Here is an 18,256-nt window from a genome sequence, read left to right on the forward strand (position 1 = left end):
CCGTTGAGGCGAGCCGAAGAGCGAAGGGGACGGAATTGGAGTGGAGAAGCGGAGCGTTCGTCTTTGCCATCAGACTTCAACCTTGTAATCACAGTAGAATCAAGAAGTCTGACGGCAACAACGATCGGAACCCAATCCGTCCACAGAGCGCCCCAATTGAGCCCTTCCATCTCCGAAGCACCGCCAACACAAAAAGAGCGGGCTGTAAATCAGCCAGCCCGCTCACATAGCCCCATCCCCCATGAAGAGGATTGGGGCTCTAACCAATTAAGGTGTTATCTTTAACCCGTTGAGGCGAGCCGAAGAGCGAAGGGGACGGAATTGGAGTGGAGAAGCGGAGCGTTCGTCTTTGCCGTCAGACTTCAACCGTGTAATCACAGTAGAATCAAGAAGTCTGAGGGCAACAACGATCGGAACCCAATCCGTCCACGGAGCGCATCCAAGCGAGCCTTCCACCTCCAAAGCAACGCATCCAAGGCCCTTTCATCTCCGAAGCACCGCATCCAAAGCTCTTCCATCTCCGAAGCACCGCCAACACAAAAAGAGCGGGCTGTAAATCAGTCAGCCCGCTCACAGAGCCCCATCCCCCATGCAGAGGATTGGGGCTCTAACCAATTAAGGTGTTATCTTCAACCCATTGAGGCGAGCCGAAGAGCGAAGGGGACGGAATTGGAGTGGAGAAGCGGAGCGTTCGTCTTTGCCGTCAGACTTCAACCGTGTAATCACAGTAGAATCAAGAAGTCTGAGGGCAACAACGATCGGAACCCAATCCGTCCACAGAGCGCCCCCAAGCGAGCCCCTCCATCTCCAAAGCAACGCACCCAACGACCTTCCATCTCCGAAGCATCCCCAACACAAAAAAGAGCGGGCTGTAAATCAGCCAGCCCGCTCACATAGCCCCATCCCCCACGCAGAGGATTGGGGCTCGCGTCCTTTAAGGTGTTATCTTCAACCCATTGAGCGAGCCGAAGAGCGAAGGGGACGGAATTGGAGTGAAGAAGCGGAGCGTTCGTCTTTGCCATCAGACTTCAACCTTGTAATCACAGTAGAATCAAGAAGTCTGAGGGCAACAACGATCGGAACCCAATCCGTCCACGGAGCGCCCGAAGCGAGCCCACCCATATCCGAAGCATCACATCCAATACGCCCTCCATCTCCGCAGCAACACTCTCAATTCGCACTTCATCCCCAGGTCCTATGTAATCCACCTTAGATCTGCTTCAAATAATCAACAATTGTCAGCAAGCCTTTGTCAAAGTTCTCCAGATTAAAATGCTCATTCGGTGCATGCAGATTCTCATCCGGCAGGCCAAAGCCCATCATGACAGCAGGAGCATTCAGGGTACTGGACAGCTTCTCAACAATCGGAATTGATCCCCCGTCTTTGGTGAATAGAGCACGTGTGCCATAGACGTTCTCGAAGGCATCCGCTGCTTTTTGCAGGAATGGATGGCTTGGATCAATGTTAAAGGCAAATGCTTTTTCCTTGGGAGTAAAGGAGAGCTGTGCTCCCACCGGCGTATGTGCCTTAAGATGGGCTTCGATCGCGTCGAGCACCTTCTGAGGGTCCTGATCTGCGACGAGCCTGCACGTGATCTTGGCATGGGCTTCCTTCGGAATGACTGTTTTACTGCCTTCGCCCTGGAAGCCGCCCCATACACCGTTCAGCTCCAGGGTTGGACGTGCGCCTACACGTTCTACGAAGGAGAAGCCTTCTTCACCAAACAGAGCGTCAAGCCCCAGATCCTTTTTCAGCTGATCCTCATCAAAATGTTGTTTTGCAAATTCTTCGCGCATCTCAGAGCTTAACTCTTGCACACCCTCGTAGAAACCATCTACAGAAACACGTCCTTGTGCATCATGCAGGGAAGCAAGCAGTGACACCATGGCATGAAGTGCGTTCGGGACGCCACCGCCATATGATCCGGAATGCAAATCCGTGTTTGCCGTATTTAGTGACAGTTCCATAGAGCACAGTCCGCGCAGTCCTGTTGAGATCGCAGGCTTGCCTGGAGCCAGCAGCGAGGTGTCGGAGATCAGGATCGCATCAGCTGCAAGCTTGTCCGTGTTGTCTGCCAAGTATAGCGGAAGATTTGGACTTGAAATTTCTTCTTCCCCTTCAATACAGAATTTAATGTTTACAGGCAGTTCTTTTTCCTGCTTCAAGATCGCCTCTACAGCCTTCACATGCAGGAATAATTGACCTTTGTCGTCTGTAGCTCCGCGGGCGTACAGCTTACCGTCCCGAATATCCGGTTCAAAAGGCGGTGTTTGCCACAGATGGAGCGGATCGACTGGCTGCACATCGTAATGACCGTAGATCAGAAGAGTTGGCTTCCCTTCTGCATGAAGGTAATCTGCCGTAACAACAGGATGACCTTGCGTAGGGTGAATCTCCACATGCTCAAGCCCCGCTGTCTTCAGCTTGTCAGCCAGCCATTCTGCCGCCTTCAGGACATCTTCTTTATGCTCGGACAGAGCAGAAATACTTGGAATTGCAAGCCATTCCTTTAATTCATTCATATGTGCTTCGCGATGTTCAGCAAAATATGCTTTATAATCAACACTCATTGTTAAATTCATCCTCCTTCATTCATCATAAACAGCAGCAATGATATATTGCTTTGCCCTATTATTTTACACTCTTTTTGGCAGAATACGAAATTATTCCGGGATAAGATACGGAATTCCGCTAAGCTAGCAGGAAATGAACGGGGGACAGCGAATGCAAACAGAGAATATTTAAAACATTTACAAAATCATTAATAAATTAATACAGAATAAATTTCATAATAACATTAATTTGTCTATATAGTTCCAATATTCATCTTTATAATGAGCTATAAAATTGATTCAAATCGTATAGTAAACTTCATAGGAAACGGGCAGGTGAGTGATTCATGAATCCGCAGCAAGTGTTTTCGAGAGAGAAAGAATATGATCCACTACCTAGTGAGAAGAAGCGGCCTTTCAAAGGCCGGTACTATCGGAAGAATCTTATTACGATTCTGCTCATCGCAAGCATCCCAGGATTAATTACAGGAATCGTCATCTACTGGCTGGTCGTCTCCCAGATGGAGGAGGAATTCAGCCGGCTGCATCAGAATCAGATCAGTAACCGGGCGGCGAACATTGCTGATCAATTCTCATATATGGAGCTTGGATTATCCCATTGGGCCTTTGAGCCTCGATTCGGCGAAGAATTAAAGGATATGGATTACATTTATCATTTTGATCAAACGGAGGATATTGTTACAACCTTGTATGTGTTACAGGGCTCACATCCGTTAATCGATAAGGTACAGCTCTATTTGAATGAGCCGAAGCCGATTTTGTTTAACCGCTCTTATGGAGAGTTGTCTGATGAACAGCTGATCCAATCCTATCACCAATATTTAATGGGCGGCGGTCAGGTGTACTGGACAGACAGGCTTCCAGGACAGCTCCTGCCCGAAGGCGATGAGAACACGGCTGAAGAGCTGTTGCATACGGACCCCAATGAAGCGCTGGTACTGGTACACAAAATTCCTGGAGGGAGCACGGCACCGTTCGGAGCCCTTATTGTGACGCTAGATAATGATAAGGTCAGAAGCATTCTGAAAACGCTTACTCCTTATGATCAGGGCTCGACCTTTTTGCTTGATAAGAGCGGAGAGGTGCTGGTGTCCAGTGGTGATCATCAAGGGGCCTCCTCCGGTGAGCTGAACGAGCAGATTAGGCAGCAGGTCGACCTGGAGCGTAATAACGGTTCTTTTTTGTATACCTTTGAAAATACAACCTATTCGGTGTCTTATGGTAAGCTCAGTCGCATTGACTCTGATTGGGTCTATGTATCCGCCGCTCCGATAACGGATATTACAGCACCCTTATTGTCGGTATCCAAATTCATTGTAATGGTCAGCGCGGCCGGTCTGCTTATTGCCATATTATTATCCTGGCTGGCCTCGCGGCGCATGTATTCACCTATTGAGCGGCTGCTCGGTGTATTGGGTACGAATGAAAAGGAGCGACTTCAAGGAACACTGCTGCATCATGACGAGTTTGAATTACTTGAAACCTATTGGAACGATCTTCTTACGGAAAGAAGCAGAGCAAGACGCAAGCTGGATGATCAGCTGCCTATGCTGCGTGGAAGCTTCGTTATGCAGCTGATTCAAGGGCATCTATCATCTCATTCAGAAGCATATCTCATTGAACAGATGTCGGATCTCGGGTTCAAGGTAGAGGATCGCCAATTTTTGCTGGTGAAGCTGCGGCTGACGGGCTATTCGAATCTAAACGGTCGGTTCAACGAGCAGGACACAGGACTTGTCACTTTTGCAGCCGTAAATATTATTGAAGAGTTTGCCGCACAGCGGTTTGAGCAGGCTGCAGTCCTGAATTTTCATGACCTGTCCGCGGCTGTGCTCCTTACGGGCATGAATGAGGAGTCACTGAAGTCCGCTGCCCTTGTGTGGGGAGATGAGCTGATGCTGGTGATCAACCGGATCATGAAGATGAATGTAACGATCTTGATCAGCCGGCCAGCGGGCTTGGTATCCGAGCTCCCGGCACGATTCCTGGAGCTGGAGCAGGCAGAAGCATTTAGAAGCATTGAGGATCTGAATCAGCTTCTGGATCTGGATGAAGAGATGCAGTTTCAAAAAATAGAAGAGTCAAGCTACCCTTTCCTCCTTGAGCGTGATATCGTCCAGTCGGTGCGTACAGGCAAAATGGAAGAGGCGGAGCGTATCTTGTCGCAATTTATGGAGGAGGCCATTAAGCCGCATACGACCGAGTACCAATTACAGCAAACGATGCTTCAGCTGCTGGCGAGCCTGCTTCATATGATGCTTCAGTCCGGAGTTCCCTCTCATCAGCTGTTCAAGGGGAGGAATCTGTATGAGGAGATTGCATCCTTGAAGGAACGGGTTCCGATTGAGAAGTGGATGAGACAAGAAGTATTTCTTCCTTATATCCGCTACATGGAAGAGAGATCTCATGCTGGGCTTAAGCCTGTTATTGACCGAACGATGCAGCGTATCGACGAGCAGTACATGACAGACATATCGCTGGAAAGCTGTGCAGACCAAGAGGGAATGACCCCTTATGCGCTCAGTAAAGCATTTAAACAGGTAGCAGGCATCAATTTTATTGATTATGTGACTTACAAACGGATTGAGGCAGCGAAGGAATTGCTGAGAGAAACAGATTTGAAAATGAATGATATCGCGGACCGAGTTGGTTATCAGCACAGCTATTTTAACCGGATCTTTAAGAAGCAGGAAGGAATGACGCCGGGTCAATATCGCGATCAATGGCATCAATAGCGTGCTGAAGATCAGAAAGCCTCTACTTGTCCTCGTTGAAATTTATTCGGTGGATAAGTAGAGCTTTTTTTATGAGTACAAAGCCATTCTTCATGCATGGATACACATGATTTATCTAATTTACAAAAAAAGTAATTCAGGCAAAAAAGTTCAATCGTATAAAAACCCCCGATTTTATCAGCATCTCAAAACGCTGTTATGACGTTCATTTCTGATGGTTTGGAGGGACGGAACAAAAAATGAATGTTGGCGGAAACGCAAAACGTTGGATAAAGTAAGGATCATACATTTTGATAACGCTTTCAAAATGAACGAAGAAAATGGAAAGGAGACGTCTATGAAAAATGATTCGCAGATCCCGGGAATCGTCGGTTACGGCTCTCAAATTCCTACGAAGGCGGACATTAAAAGGAATGCAAGAAAACGATGGCTGTCCCAGATGAAACGCAACAAATGGTTATACCTGCTGGTCACGCCTGGACTTCTATACTTCCTTGTATTCAAATATGCGCCAATGTGGGGAATCGTCATTGCCTTTCAGGATTATCAGCCTTTTCTCGGTATTCGGGAAAGTGAATGGGTTGGCTTCGAAAATTTCACGACCTTTTTCCAAAATCCTGATTTCTACAGGCTGCTGCGCAACACCCTGATTCTGGCCGTGTATGATCTCGTATTTTTCTTCCCGGCTCCCATTCTTGTGGCCTTACTTCTCAATGAAATTTCAAAATCCTGGTTTAAACGAACCGTACAAACGTTAGTCTATGTTCCGCATTTTGTATCCATGGTTATTATCGCAAGTATTACGTATGTTTTTCTTACACCGGACGGTGGAGTTCTGTATGAGCTGATCGCCTGGATCACAGGCACACCTATCGATGTTCTATCTGATCCGGATGCCTTCAGACCGCTCATTATTATTCAGATGCTGTGGAAGGAAGTCGGCTGGGGCACGATTATCTTCTTAGCCGCGCTGGCAGGTGTAGATACCGAACAGTACGAGGCTGCCATTGTGGATGGCGCCGGACGCTTTCGCCGGATGTGGCATATTACATTGCCGGCCATCCGTAATGTCATCATTATTCTGCTCATTCTTCGTCTGGGGAACTTCCTTGATACTGGATTTGAGCAAATCTTCCTCATGACCAACTCCCTTAACCGCGATGTTGCTGATGTGTTCGATACTTACGTATACCAGGTCGGTATTACTCAAGGGGCATTCAGTTACAGTACAGCGGTCGGATTATTCAAGTCGGTCGTAGGGATTATCCTCATTCTTGGAGCGAATAAGCTCGCCAAGAAGTTCGGCCACTCCGGCATCTACTAGACAAAAATATCTGCCAATAACATGACTCTTGCAAAGGAGGGACAGTAGATGGACAAAAGGTTTAATACGCCGGGCGGACGAGTCTTTGACGTATTTAATTACCTGATTCTCAGCATCTTCGGGATTGTCACGGTGCTTCCGTTTCTATATATCATCGGCAACTCATTTGCCACGGAAGCCGAAATCACGGCACGAAACTTCTTTCTCATTCCACATGATATTTCCTTTAGTGCGTATCAGTACATTTTTTCATCATCTACGATTTTTAAGAGCATTGGTAACTCCGTATATATTACGGTTGTCGGAACACTCGTTAATCTGCTGTTCACACTAACCATGGCGTATCCGCTCTCCCGCAAGGATTTTTGGGGACGGAATGTCATTATGAATCTCGTCATCTTCTCCATGCTGTTCGGAGGAGGGATGATTCCGACCTATCTGGTCATTCGAGAGCTGGGTCTCCTGGATACGTATTGGTCCTTGATTTTACCTGGTGCCATCGGCGCCTTTAACCTGATTGTCGTCAAAAACTTTTTTCAAGAGCTGCCTGCCGGACTGGAAGAAGCGGCACGGATTGACGGCTGTACAGATCTCGGTGTATTTTGGCGCATTGTTCTTCCCCTCTCCAAGCCGGTCATTGCTACGTTTGCGTTGTTTTATGCAGTAGGGCATTGGAATAACTTCTTCTCGGCGCTCTTGTACCTGTCGGACAGTGCCATGTGGCCGCTGCAGGTCATGCTCAGACAGATCGTGCTGCTCTCGCAGGGCACAGCCGGAGATATGGCCAACATGGACCCGAGCTTTGTTCAGCCTCCGGAGCAATCCATTAAGATGGCGGTCATCGTGGTTGGCACGATTCCAATTCTGCTTGTTTACCCGTTCCTTCAGAAGCACTTTGCCAAAGGCATGCTGCTTGGTTCGATTAAGGGTTAATCCAAATAAACTATTCAATGGGGGTACTGTTTATGAAACAAGCCAAGAAGTCTGTGAAGCATTCAATCAAAGTTCTAAGCACTTCGTTCCTTGTGGCGGCGATGCTTGCCGCTTGCTCATCCTCGCCGGACGGCAACGGTGAGCAGGCGCAGTCCGGTTCATCCGGAGGAGAAGCCGCAGGCAAATTGGAGCTTGGTATTATGGTACCGAACTTTGAAGCGGAAACGCCGGCTGCCGATAATCCCGTCATTCAGAAGCTGGAGGAGCTGACGAATACAGAGCTGGAATTTCAGTGGGTGCCTAGCAGCTCATATGAAGACAAGTTCAACATTACGCTGGCCTCGGGAAAGCTGCCCGATGTCATGGTTGTTCTCGGTAAATCGCCAAGCTTCATCAATGCCGCACGCAACGGTGCCTTCTGGGAGCTGGGTCCTTATCTGAAGGATTATCCGAACTTGTCCCAAGCGAATGAGATTATTCTGAACAATGCCTCGATTGATGGGAAGACGTATGGAATATATCGTGCACGGGTATTGGGGCGTAACGGTGTTACCATCCGGAAGGATTGGCTGGATAATCTGGGGCTCAGCGCACCAACGACCATTGATGAATTTTACAACGTAATGAAGGCCTTCACGGAGAATGATCCGGACGGCAATGGGAAGAAGGATACGTACGGGCTGATTGCAAGTAAATTCAATGGGCCTTGGGATATCATGTCGGTGTGGTTTGGTGCACCGAACCGCTGGGGTGAGGATGAGAACGGCCAGCTTGTTCCGGCTCACAAGACTCCACAATATTTGGAAGCGCTCAAGTTCTTCCGTAAGCTGTATGAGGAAGGACTCGTCAACAAGGATTTTGCAGTTATGGATGCAACGAAGATGCCGGATCTGATGGTCAATGGAAAAGGCGGTGTTATGGTCGACGTAGCGGATAACGCTCAGCGGATCGATCAGAAGGTGCTGGAGAAGGATCCAAATGCGACGGGAGCCATCGACGTGCTGCCTGCTATGGTTGGACCTGAAGGGCATCGAGATATGCCGACCTCGGGCTACTCCGGAATGATTGCTATTTCGAAGAGCGGTGTGAAGACAGAAGAAGAATTGAAGGAAGTGCTGACCTTCCTAGACAAGCTGAACGAGGAAGAGCTGCAGATGCTGATGAGTTCAGGCATCGAGGGTACGCACTATGAGAAGAAAGAGGACTATATCGTACCGAGTACGGATAAACAGATTTTGCGCGATTTGAATGGTACGAATCAGATCCTGATGTTCATTCCGGAAACGCGGGGTCTCAGCGTAGAGCAGACACCAGTCCGTCAGAAGGTTGCAGAAATTCAGAAGGCAAATGAAGAGATCGTCATTCCTAACCCGGGCGAGCCTCTAATCTCGGATGTGTATGCGCAAAAGGGACCTCAGCTCGACAACATTATTAATGATGCCCGTACCAAGTTTATTGTCGGCCAGATTGATGAACAAGGACTGCAGGAAGCCTTCGAACTATGGGAGGCAAACGGAGGTACGGAATATATCGAGGAAGTAAACAAGCTGTACGCTGAGGTTAAACAGTAAGAGCTCTTCATTAGCCAGCAGCAATCATAGATGAGGAGAGCGGGATGTCCCCCTCTCCTTTTCCGCTCATGAACAATTCGAACGGAATTAAAACCTTACTGAGGAGGTGGCTTTATGTTGGTGTCACAGACGTTCCAGAATCCGGGTAACGAATTCAGAGTGCAGCCCTTTTGGTTCTGGAATGGGGAGATGGATGACGAGCAAATTGCATTCCAGATTGCCGAAATGGCAAAGCAAGGTGTTGGCGGTTTTTTTATCTGCGCAAGACAGGGGCTGACCATTCCTTATCTGTCACAGGCTTGGTTTGACAAGGTAAAGGTTGCGGTGAGTGAGGCGAAGAAATACGGACTCCATGTGTGGCTATACGATGAGTATCCTTACCCGAGTGGGATGGCAGGAGGCGAGGTCACTCTCGAAATGCCGGAGGCGAAGCAGCGTACGCTGGAGCATTACACGAGACAGGTCTCCAGTGGGGAAAAATTGTCCTGGACTCTGCCATGGGCTGTAATTTTGTATGCGAAGGCCATTCGTCTGGATGAGAGTGGCAGACGTGTATGGGAAGAAACGATTGATCTTCGCAAATTTATCGGGAACGTTCAGCTTGAGCAGGTCTATCAGGAGACGGGTCTGACCTCCTATAATCGTAAGCGATTTTTTACCTATGAAACGGCATTTCAGCTTGAATGGGCTCCTCCGGCGGGAGATTGGGAAATGATCATCTTCATGGAGAAGGAAATGACGGATTTTAAATATTACGGTAATTTTGTAGATCCCATGAATGAAAAGGCGATGAAACGATTCATTGAGCTGACACATGAACGGTATGAGGCAGAATTGGGTGAAGAGTTTGGGGGTGTCATCCAAGGGATATTCACGGACGAAATTGCCCCGCTGGGCCGTATACCGTGGTCGTCGCAGCTGCCTGCTTTTTTCAAGTCACAGAACGGGTATGATCTGCTGGAGCACTTACCGGCACTGATTTGCAGGGATGTCATAGATGCTGCCCGAATTCGATATGATTACTTTCAGTCTGTCCATCTGCTGCTCAGACAATCGGTGCACAAGCAGGCCCATGATTTCTGTGAGCGGACGGGAATACAGTATGCGGCAGAGGTTCCCTCCGTCCGAATGACGACACAGCTGTACAGTCATCTTCCCGGTGGAGATTCGGCGCACGAGAAGATCGGAAGATCGCTGTCCTATATCCTTGACCGATATGGACTCAAGATGCGGGATAATCCGAAGATGGTCAGCTCGCTCGCAAGACAGCTGGGGAGAAAGCGGAATATGATTGAATGCTTCCACAGTGTGGGCTGGTCCATGACATTGCAGGATGCCAAGTGGATGATTGACCGAATGGCCGCACTGGGTACGAACTTTTATAATTTTCATGCCTTTTTCTATACGATTGGCGGTCTTGCGAAGCATGATGCTCCCCCATCACAGTTCGTACAGAACCCCTATTGGCCGTATTTCCGTGAGCTGGGCGATTATGTGGGGCGAATCAGCTATCTGATGTCTGAGGGACATGCAGATATTCGAATCGCTGTGCTGGATCCGACAACCTCCTTCTGGACCTTAATGGGGAATCCGCTGCATGGATTCAGCTATGCAGGTGTCGACGAGGAGGAGAAGGAGGAGTTCGAACAGCTTAAGCACGACTGGCTTACTTTGACTACGCTTCTGCTTAAGCATCGCCGGGATTATGATCATCTCGACCCAGAGCTGTTAGCAAGCAGCACCGTGGACGATGGTAAGATCCGGATTGGTGAAGCCTGCTACGATGTGTTGATATTACCGCCGCTCAACAATCTGGAGGCAGAACCATGGCAGAAGCTATGCACTTACGTACAGGCTGGCGGCAAAGTGATCTCCATCAGCAGACTTCCGAATGAAATGATTCAGGCTGCCAGCCCTGGGAAGGAACAGATCGAAGTGCTTCTGGATGCGGAGAATGCCCGATTTATCCATACCGATGAGGGCTTGGAGAAGGCTTTTACCAGAGATGTGCTGCCTTTGCTTGATGAGTGGGCCCCTGAATTCGTCACTTTAGAAATGAAGGAGGACCCGTTAGCAGTGCTTCAGCAGATTCGGTGGATATCTGATGATCAGGCGCTTCTGTTTGTAACGAATCAGGAAGGAGAGCTAATCAGCGCAAACCTGCGGATAAATGCGGAGGAATTTAAGGCGAGAGTGGACAGAGGCGATGCCGCAGATGACGCACAAGATCAGCTCCACATTAGGATGAAGCAAATATCGCTGGAGACGGGAAGTGAAGATGCACCGGCTGCAATTACACCGCTCTATTCGGAAACAGGTATGGTAAGCGGGTATGAACGATCTATCGAGCTGGCTCCTTACGAAGCACAAGCTTATCTGATCGAAAGGAGTCCTAAGCCAGAGGATATTCCTATTCAGGCAGTGAAGGCGGTAACGGAATCGAATCGATGCTGTCAGGAAGTGCTGATTCCTTTATCCGGAGCCTGGGAGCTGAAGGCCGCTGAGGAGAATAAATTAAGGCTCGGCGAGTTCTCTTTGACCGTTATGGATGCGGATGGCAAGGTACATCTCCGTGGCGCCCAAGTTACAGCCAAACCCTTCATTGACCAGGTTGCTGAATGGGGCAGCGAAGGGCTGCCCATTAGGTTCGATCAAGTATTCGGTACGCCGAAAAAGGCTCAGCTGGCCTATCCTTTGTACGCTCGATATGTCACTGAATTCGATTGCCGTACGAAGCTGAGCCATGCGCTGCTCTTTTTTGACCGGTATGCCATTAATGGTGAGTATACCCTTGATGTGAATGGAAGAAGGCTTACGGGGGACGAATTTAAGTCCGTCAACATTACCGATCACAATAACATCGCTGCGAGCATCGGGGCTTACCTCTATGAAGGCATCAATAAGATTGTGGTTGAGGTTCGGATCGAGAATGACGATGACGGGCTTTTGGATCCTTTGATGCTCTCGGGCAGCTTTGGTGTTTATTACGTGGGTGAACAGCTTGTACTTCAGGATATACCAGACCAGACGGCCATTCTCCAGCCGGAGCCTGTGGAGGGGTATCCGTATTATGCGGGCACTATGCGTTATCGCCGTACCTTTATGTACTCAGCTCCAGCCATTCAAAATACCGATAAATTCGAGCTTACCTTCGACGATTTCCGGATTCAAGATGTGGTCGAGCTCCGTGTAAATGGCCATTCACTCGGTGTAAGAGCATGGTCGCCGTACCAATGGACCGGAAGCACCTCTATCCTGAAGGATGGAGAGAATGAAATCGAAGTGAGTGTGACGGGAACGCTGATCGGGCTGCTCGAAGGAGCGTATTTTGATCAGGATGAGCACGCGCTCAGAAATGTGAAGGAACGTTATCGCAAGCCAAAATCGCTGTCTAAGGAGAGAATTTGATATGAGCAAAAAAACGTATGTACTTGTCGGTACGGGCGGAAGAGCTGGATTTTTCTATACGGCACTGGCCAAAGATTTTCGGGAGCAGTCGGAGCTGCTGGCATTTTGCGATACGAATCAGACACGGATGAATTACGCGAATCAAATATTAACCGAGCAGTGCGGATATCACGAGGTTCCTACCTACAAGGATCATCAGTTTGACGAAATGATTGAGGCGCACAAGCCGGACTATGTCATCGTCACGAGTATTGACCGGACACATCATCGTTATATCATTCGAGCCATGGAGCTTGGCTGCGACGTCATTACAGAGAAGCCGATGACGGTTGACGAAGAGAAGTGCCAGGAGATACTCGATGCGGTGGAGAAGACCGGACGAAACGTGAGAGTGACCTTCAACTACCGCTATGCTCCTCATCATACCAAAGCTCGTGAGCTTATTATGAACGGTACAATCGGTGACGTGCATTCTGTACATTTTGAATGGTTGTTAAACACTCAGCATGGGGCCGACTATTTCCGCAGATGGCACCGGGATAAGCGAAACAGCGGAGGTCTGCTGGTACATAAATCAACACACCACTTTGACCTCGTCAATTTCTGGATTGGCTCACAGCCGGAGACTGTATTTGCCTTCGGGGACCTGCTCTTCTATGGCAAGGAAAATGCCGAGAAACGCGGTGAGCGTCATGACTATCCGAGAGCAACCGGTCATGCGAATGCCAAGGAGGACCCGTTTGCGCTGCACCTGGATCAAAGCGAGGGATTAAAGGCCATGTATTTCGATGCTGAGCACGAGGACGGCTACCAGCGTGATCAGAATGTGTTCGGAGACGGAATTAGTATAGAAGACACGATGGGCGTTCTCGTTAAATACAAGAACCGTGCTGTGCTGACATATTCCTTAAATGCCTATATGCCGTGGGAAGGGTACCGAATTGCCTTTAATGGCAGCAAAGGCCGGATCGAGATGAATATCGTCGAGCAGTCCTATGTGAATGCCGGTGGTGACAGAGCCATTGAAGGCGCACTTCAGGGACATAACATCACCGTGTATCCTATGTTTGATGCCCCTTATCGTGTCGAGGTAGAGGAAGGCGAAGGAGGCCATGGCGGTGGTGACCCGGTGCTGCTTAACGATCTGTTCGGAGAGCCAGTTGAGGATCCGTTTCATCGTGCAGCGAATCATGTGGACGGTGCAAGGTCCATTCTGACAGGTATTGCGGCGAATAGAGCCATACGCACAGGACTGCCTGTTCAGATCAATGATCTCGTTAAGTTTTATAACTGATCCCTGTGATCGTCTCGTGCAGTTAATCTATATCAGAATAAAGGAGCGGATAATATGCGTTATTTTCACGAAAATGAGTCCATTGCAAGCCGCACTCACGATGCTATAGAGGATGTGTTGTCCACCATTGCGCAGCGTTATATCGGTGATAATCCGAAGCAGTCCTTCTTGTTCAGGGCGTATAATGAAGCTGGCTTTAACCGTCTGCCTGACTATAGATATGAGATGAATCTGAATGATCGTCTGCCGGATGCACCGTCAGGAAGCTATGCCTTTATATGGGGGAAGCTGTGGAGTCAGAATCCGAATGAAACCAAGCTCAATATGAGCCTGAGCTGCTATAGCCCGGTAACCATATACGTAAATGGGGAGCTGTTCTTCAAATCAGATCTTCATCAGGAGCTGTTTCCCGACAGACGCTGGCCGCTTGCTGTTCCCGTTCAGTATGGCTGGAATGATATTGTACTTCAGTTTGTGAAGACCGATGTCGGCTTTGGCGGTGTGTTTGGTACGGGATCCTTTAAAAATTTCCCGCTGCACTTCATCAATCCTAGCGCTGATCGTAACGATCAGGAGGGATGGATGTACTCAGAGTTCTTCACCAATCCGGAGCAGGAGCTGCCTAGACTTGGAATGAAGGAGAAGGACACGGATCTCATCTGGTATCCTCGCCAAAGCTGGACAAAGGAGGAGCTGGATCAAGGAGTGTTCGGCAGAATGTACGGGCTGGAGGCAGCGCAGACGGCTTATGCATGGAGCACCTTCCACGTCAAGCAGCCCGAGGGCAAGCCGGTGCGGATTAAGGGGCGTCATGACGGGGCTCTATCGCTGTATGTCGATGGTGAAGAAGTCTATGCTTCAAGTACTTCCGGCGAGATCGACCTGAAGCTTCCACGGATATTCGGAGCCCATCAGCTCATCGCAAAAGGGACCAATACAGAGGCAGCGGCTGCACGGTGGGGATTTGAGCTCAAGGACTTCGGACGTAACAGCGGGGTGAGCTGGAATTTGCCTTATCGGGTGGCAGGCAGTCAGGATTCATGGCTGTATTTAGGGTCGTTTGATCCTTCGAACGAGCCGCAGCTGAGCACCGTTCAAGAAGTGAACCGAATCCATGGTGACGATACTAGAGGTGTATACTACCGGATTGATCTTCCGAATACAGTCATTCGGCCTTATCTGGAGAGCACACATTACGGGAAATGGAATTATCCACTCGGTGTGACGCTGCTCGGATTGATGCAGACCGGGCTTGAGCTGGGCGAGGAAGCGTATGTCCGCTATGCGGTAGAGCATATTTCGCTCAGCACGTCATTTGATAAGTATGGATTATGGGACAGAGCGACTTATGGTGCAGCAGGTATTAACAATCAGCTGTCCGCTATAGATAGTCTCGATGACTGCGGATCCTTTGGAGCAACGATGCTGTTTGCCATGGAGCAGGCTTCTATTCCAGGCGGCAGGGACACGGCGGATCGAATTGCCAAATACATGAGGGAAGATCAAGAGCGTCTGCCGGACGGGGCTTTTTTCCGAAGAAGAGGAGCAGCAGAGATGAGACAGGAGACGATGTGGTGTGATGATCTATACATGAGCACTCCGTTTCTGACGCGGTACGCCAAGCTGACTGGCGACAGCACCTATCTTGAGGATGCCGTCCAGCAGTTTCTGCTGTTCAAGCAATATCTCTATATTCCAGAACGGAAGATCATGTCACATGTTTATGATTTTGTCAGAGGAAGCGCAACAGGCATCCCATGGGGAAGAGGCAATGGCTGGGTGCTGTTTTCACTGACAGAACTGCTGACAATGCTGCCAGAGACACACGAGAAGCGGTCCGAGCTGCTTGGGTTCTACCGTGATTTATGTGAAGGATATCTTGCGCTGCAAGGAGAAAACGGTCTATGGCATCAGGTACTGAATCGTCCGGACAGCTATGAAGAGAGCTCCTGTACCTCAATGTTTATATACGCTTATGCCAAAGGCGTGCGTTTTGGCTGGCTGAAGGATGCGGGCAAGTATGTGGATTCCGTGTTAAGGGGCTGGGAGGGACTTACCCGGATCGCTATCGACTACAAAGGGAATATATATGGAGTCTGCAGAGGGTCAGGATATTCCTTCACGGCTTCCTACTACAAGGATGATCTCGGTTGGAACCTGAATGATACCCACGGAATCGGCATTGTACTGCTCGCAGGGGTAGAAGCTTTAAGAATGCAGGTTGCACTTAGGGAGAGTGCAGATTCAGATGCTTTTGCGGTATCAGGACAACATTAATTGAACCTCAACCTATTGAACATGCAATAAAGCCTTCTCTTCATAACCGAAGAAAGGCTTTATTTGCATGGATTTTGATGACTTGAGCTTCGCTCTGATCAAAATAATTCCAGCTGCTCGGGTTCTTCATCCTGCTTCTTCCGGATCACTTCAGAAGCCAGCGGCTGTGGTATCATACCGAGCATCGTCATCAGCTGCTTAGCGTTTGCTGCGGCATCTCCGCCGGAGTTATTATTGAACACGACACAGATCTCCTGGCTTTGCTTTTCAAGCTGATCCAGCCGTTCCTTCCATTCAGAGAGCTCCTCCTCATTGTATCGATAGAGATATCTTACCTCCCGCCAATTCGGGGCTCCGCTCTGATGCCAGCCGGATGCGTTTCGCCCATGGAATCGCACGATGCTGAGATCTGCATCTGTAGCACTTAGTACGGTCGGAATCGAACCTTGCCCTGCACTCGGCTCGTCGCAGATGCTGTGGATCCATCCTTCTTTTTTCATAAAGGCAAGCGTTCTATGCATCATCTCACCTTCAAACCAGCTGCGGTGTCTGAATTCAAGTGCACAGGGGATATGCTGCATTCGCTCCTTGATACTGCGAAGTGTACCTACGTTCTCTCGATTACAATCAAACCAAGGCGGGAACTGGAACAGTACGGCTTTCATTTTACCTTTCTCGATCATGGGTGCGAGCGACTCCATAAAAGCAGCATACATGCTGTCTGTATCGGGGAAATAGGGTTTACCTCGCAGGTGACCGGTCATGCCTTGATATGCCTTGACAATGAAGGAGAAATGATCAGGCGTTTCCTCCGTCCATCTTGCCATTCTCTCTGCCGGCTGCACTGCATAGAAAGAGCTGTCGACTTCTACCACGGAAAAATGGGCACTGTAATTGATCAGCTTGTCCTTCGGCTTCGTACCGGGCAAATATAAGTCGTCATGGTCTCCCCAGCCGGTCAGACCAATGTTAATCATCGGATATCCCTCCTTCATTAAGGGTCGTACTTATTATTAAGCTGTATTGGGCCATTATAAATCATGATTTCAACCATGTTCAAACCGGTCAATTATGGAGTATCCTTTAGAATGACGTCATTAGGAAGGAGGCCATTCATGAAACTGCCGGAATGGACACATCACGAACAAGAAGGAATTATCCAGGTGAAGATCACGATGTCATTCCCGCTTAGATGGGTGAACAGCTACATACTTCGAGGAGATGACGGAGTTACGATCATTGATCCCGGGCCGCGCTCCCCTATAACAGAAGCGGAGTGGGACAAGGTCTGGTCTGAGCTTGCAATTCATCCGAAGCACGATATTAAGCACATTGTGCTGACACATCATCATCCGGATCATTATGGCCTTTCAGGCTGGATGCAGGAGCAGAGTGGAGCAAGCGTATGGATGTCGAAGAGGGCACACGCAGAAGCTCAGTATATGTGGGGAGAAGCTGCAGATATTAACGATCAGCTGCCCGATTTTTTCAGAGCACATGGCATGACAGAGGAGTGGGCACAGCAGCTGAGACCCCATTTAGAGAGCTTTGACAGCGAGGTGCTGCCTGCGCCAATGGTTAGTTATATAGAAGGTGAACGGTTTGATATGGCTGGAAGGCACTTTTCTGTGATAGAAACCGGTGGACATGCTCCGGGTCATCTGTCTTTTTATGAAGAGAGCACGGGAATCATCCTCTGTGGAGATGCCGTCCTTCCCCAAATCTCACCGAATGTGAGCCTGCTGCCCGGAAGTGATGAACAGCCTTTGCGCCATTTTATTGAGGGACTGCATCAGTTGTCGGGACTGAAGGTGAGCAGAGCCTTTGCGGGACATCGCCATCCTTTCACTGGCTTTGAGAGTCGTATTCAAGGACTGCTGAAGCATCATGAGGAACGTCTGGATGAGATGGAAGGGATGCTGCAGGAGGGGGAGAAGACGGCTTTTGAGGTCTGTGTGAAGCTGTTCGGGACGAAGTTTGGTATTCATCAAATGCGGTTTGCTATGGCAGAGACAGTGGCGCATTTGGATGAATTGGTACGGCTGGGCAGGGCTGTCATGAAACTGCCGGATTCGAGAGAAAAAATAGTGAAATTTGCTCCAGCATAAGCGAGTAATACTCCGAATCATTCGGTTGATAA

The 18,256-nt window shown here is 49.0% G+C and carries 13 protein-coding genes; 10 read left to right on the plus strand and 3 right to left on the minus strand.

Features of this window, described 5'->3' with window-relative positions:
- Both ACFSVM_RS21725 and ACFSVM_RS21730 read left to right on the plus strand, forming a co-directional pair.
- A partial coding sequence (locus ACFSVM_RS21725) for a hypothetical protein (RefSeq protein WP_379264530.1) occupies nucleotides 1-230 on the plus strand: 230 nt, incomplete at its 5' end.
- 91 nt (nucleotides 231-321) lie between these two features.
- Nucleotides 322-897, plus strand: coding sequence for a hypothetical protein (locus ACFSVM_RS21730; RefSeq protein ID WP_379264532.1), 576 nt, complete (start codon nucleotides 322-324; stop codon nucleotides 895-897).
- 143 nt (nucleotides 898-1,040) lie between these two features.
- Here ACFSVM_RS21730 and ACFSVM_RS21735 read toward each other — a convergent pair whose 3' ends face one another.
- Both ACFSVM_RS21735 and ACFSVM_RS21740 read right to left on the minus strand, forming a co-directional pair.
- Nucleotides 1,041-1,208, minus strand: a complete 168-nt coding sequence (locus ACFSVM_RS21735; protein WP_379264534.1) for a hypothetical protein — start codon at nucleotides 1,206-1,208, stop codon at nucleotides 1,041-1,043.
- Between the two features lies 1 nt (nucleotide 1,209).
- On the minus strand, nucleotides 1,210-2,571 hold the full coding sequence (locus ACFSVM_RS21740; protein WP_379264536.1) for a dipeptidase: 1,362 nt from the start codon (nucleotides 2,569-2,571) through the stop codon (nucleotides 1,210-1,212).
- 329 nt (nucleotides 2,572-2,900) lie between these two features.
- On the opposite strand from ACFSVM_RS21740, the gene ACFSVM_RS21745 reads away from it, so the two are divergent.
- The 7 genes from ACFSVM_RS21745 to ACFSVM_RS21775 all read left to right on the plus strand — a co-directional run bounded on the left by ACFSVM_RS21745 (nucleotide 2,901) and on the right by ACFSVM_RS21775 (nucleotide 16,116).
- On the plus strand, nucleotides 2,901-5,309 hold the full coding sequence (locus ACFSVM_RS21745; RefSeq protein ID WP_379264538.1) for a helix-turn-helix domain-containing protein: 2,409 nt from the start codon (nucleotides 2,901-2,903) through the stop codon (nucleotides 5,307-5,309).
- 337 nt (nucleotides 5,310-5,646) lie between these two features.
- On the plus strand, nucleotides 5,647-6,633 hold the full coding sequence (locus ACFSVM_RS21750; RefSeq protein ID WP_379264540.1) for an ABC transporter permease: 987 nt from the start codon (nucleotides 5,647-5,649) through the stop codon (nucleotides 6,631-6,633).
- 48 nt (nucleotides 6,634-6,681) lie between these two features.
- Complete coding sequence (locus ACFSVM_RS21755; RefSeq protein WP_090726914.1) at nucleotides 6,682-7,566, plus strand: carbohydrate ABC transporter permease; 885 nt, start codon at nucleotides 6,682-6,684, stop codon at nucleotides 7,564-7,566.
- A 32-nt stretch (nucleotides 7,567-7,598) separates the two neighbouring features.
- Nucleotides 7,599-9,137 carry an extracellular solute-binding protein gene (locus ACFSVM_RS21760; RefSeq protein ID WP_076315101.1) on the plus strand — a complete coding sequence of 513 codons (1,539 nt, stop codon included), beginning with the start codon at nucleotides 7,599-7,601 and terminating at the stop codon, nucleotides 9,135-9,137.
- A 114-nt stretch (nucleotides 9,138-9,251) separates the two neighbouring features.
- Nucleotides 9,252-12,545, plus strand: coding sequence for a glycosyl hydrolase (locus tag ACFSVM_RS21765; protein WP_379264543.1), 3,294 nt, complete (start codon nucleotides 9,252-9,254; stop codon nucleotides 12,543-12,545).
- A 1-nt stretch (nucleotide 12,546) separates the two neighbouring features.
- Nucleotides 12,547-13,839 carry a Gfo/Idh/MocA family protein gene (locus ACFSVM_RS21770; protein WP_076315103.1) on the plus strand — a complete coding sequence of 431 codons (1,293 nt, stop codon included), beginning with the start codon at nucleotides 12,547-12,549 and terminating at the stop codon, nucleotides 13,837-13,839.
- A gap of 54 nt (nucleotides 13,840-13,893) precedes the next feature.
- Nucleotides 13,894-16,116 carry a glycoside hydrolase family 88/105 protein gene (locus tag ACFSVM_RS21775; RefSeq protein ID WP_379264545.1) on the plus strand — a complete coding sequence of 741 codons (2,223 nt, stop codon included), beginning with the start codon at nucleotides 13,894-13,896 and terminating at the stop codon, nucleotides 16,114-16,116.
- A 98-nt stretch (nucleotides 16,117-16,214) separates the two neighbouring features.
- On the opposite strand, the gene ACFSVM_RS21780 is transcribed toward ACFSVM_RS21775, so the two are convergent.
- Nucleotides 16,215-17,093, minus strand: coding sequence for a DUF72 domain-containing protein (locus ACFSVM_RS21780; RefSeq protein WP_379264547.1), 879 nt, complete (start codon nucleotides 17,091-17,093; stop codon nucleotides 16,215-16,217).
- Between the two features lie 138 nt (nucleotides 17,094-17,231).
- Here ACFSVM_RS21780 and ACFSVM_RS21785 point away from each other — a divergent pair, with 138 nt between their 5' ends.
- Nucleotides 17,232-18,224, plus strand: coding sequence for an MBL fold metallo-hydrolase (locus ACFSVM_RS21785; protein ID WP_379264549.1), 993 nt, complete (start codon nucleotides 17,232-17,234; stop codon nucleotides 18,222-18,224).
- Nucleotides 18,225-18,256: the final 32 nt, after the last annotated feature.

It is taken from the genome of Paenibacillus shunpengii, from assembly GCF_042684905.1.
GTDB classification, from domain to species: domain Bacteria; phylum Bacillota; class Bacilli; order Paenibacillales; family Paenibacillaceae; genus Paenibacillus; species Paenibacillus shunpengii.

What these genes read in the sequence shown, in the direction of transcription:
- ACFSVM_RS21780 (WP_379264547.1), bottom strand. Translation starts at nt 17,093, where the DNA reads ATGATTAACATTGGTCTGACCGGCTGGGGAGACCATGACGACTTATAT.
- ACFSVM_RS21740 (WP_379264536.1), bottom strand. Translation starts at nt 2,571, where the DNA reads ATGAGTGTTGATTATAAAGCATATTTTGCTGAACATCGCGAAGCACAT.
- ACFSVM_RS21770 (WP_076315103.1), top strand. Translation starts at nt 12,547, where the DNA reads ATGAGCAAAAAAACGTATGTACTTGTCGGTACGGGCGGAAGAGCTGGA.
- ACFSVM_RS21750 (WP_379264540.1), top strand. Translation starts at nt 5,647, where the DNA reads ATGAAAAATGATTCGCAGATCCCGGGAATCGTCGGTTACGGCTCTCAA.
- ACFSVM_RS21785 (WP_379264549.1), top strand. Translation starts at nt 17,232, where the DNA reads ATGAAACTGCCGGAATGGACACATCACGAACAAGAAGGAATTATCCAG.
- ACFSVM_RS21755 (WP_090726914.1), top strand. Translation starts at nt 6,682, where the DNA reads ATGGACAAAAGGTTTAATACGCCGGGCGGACGAGTCTTTGACGTATTT.
- ACFSVM_RS21765 (WP_379264543.1), top strand. Translation starts at nt 9,252, where the DNA reads ATGTTGGTGTCACAGACGTTCCAGAATCCGGGTAACGAATTCAGAGTG.
- ACFSVM_RS21775 (WP_379264545.1), top strand. Translation starts at nt 13,894, where the DNA reads ATGCGTTATTTTCACGAAAATGAGTCCATTGCAAGCCGCACTCACGAT.
- ACFSVM_RS21745 (WP_379264538.1), top strand. Translation starts at nt 2,901, where the DNA reads ATGAATCCGCAGCAAGTGTTTTCGAGAGAGAAAGAATATGATCCACTA.
- ACFSVM_RS21760 (WP_076315101.1), top strand. Translation starts at nt 7,599, where the DNA reads ATGAAACAAGCCAAGAAGTCTGTGAAGCATTCAATCAAAGTTCTAAGC.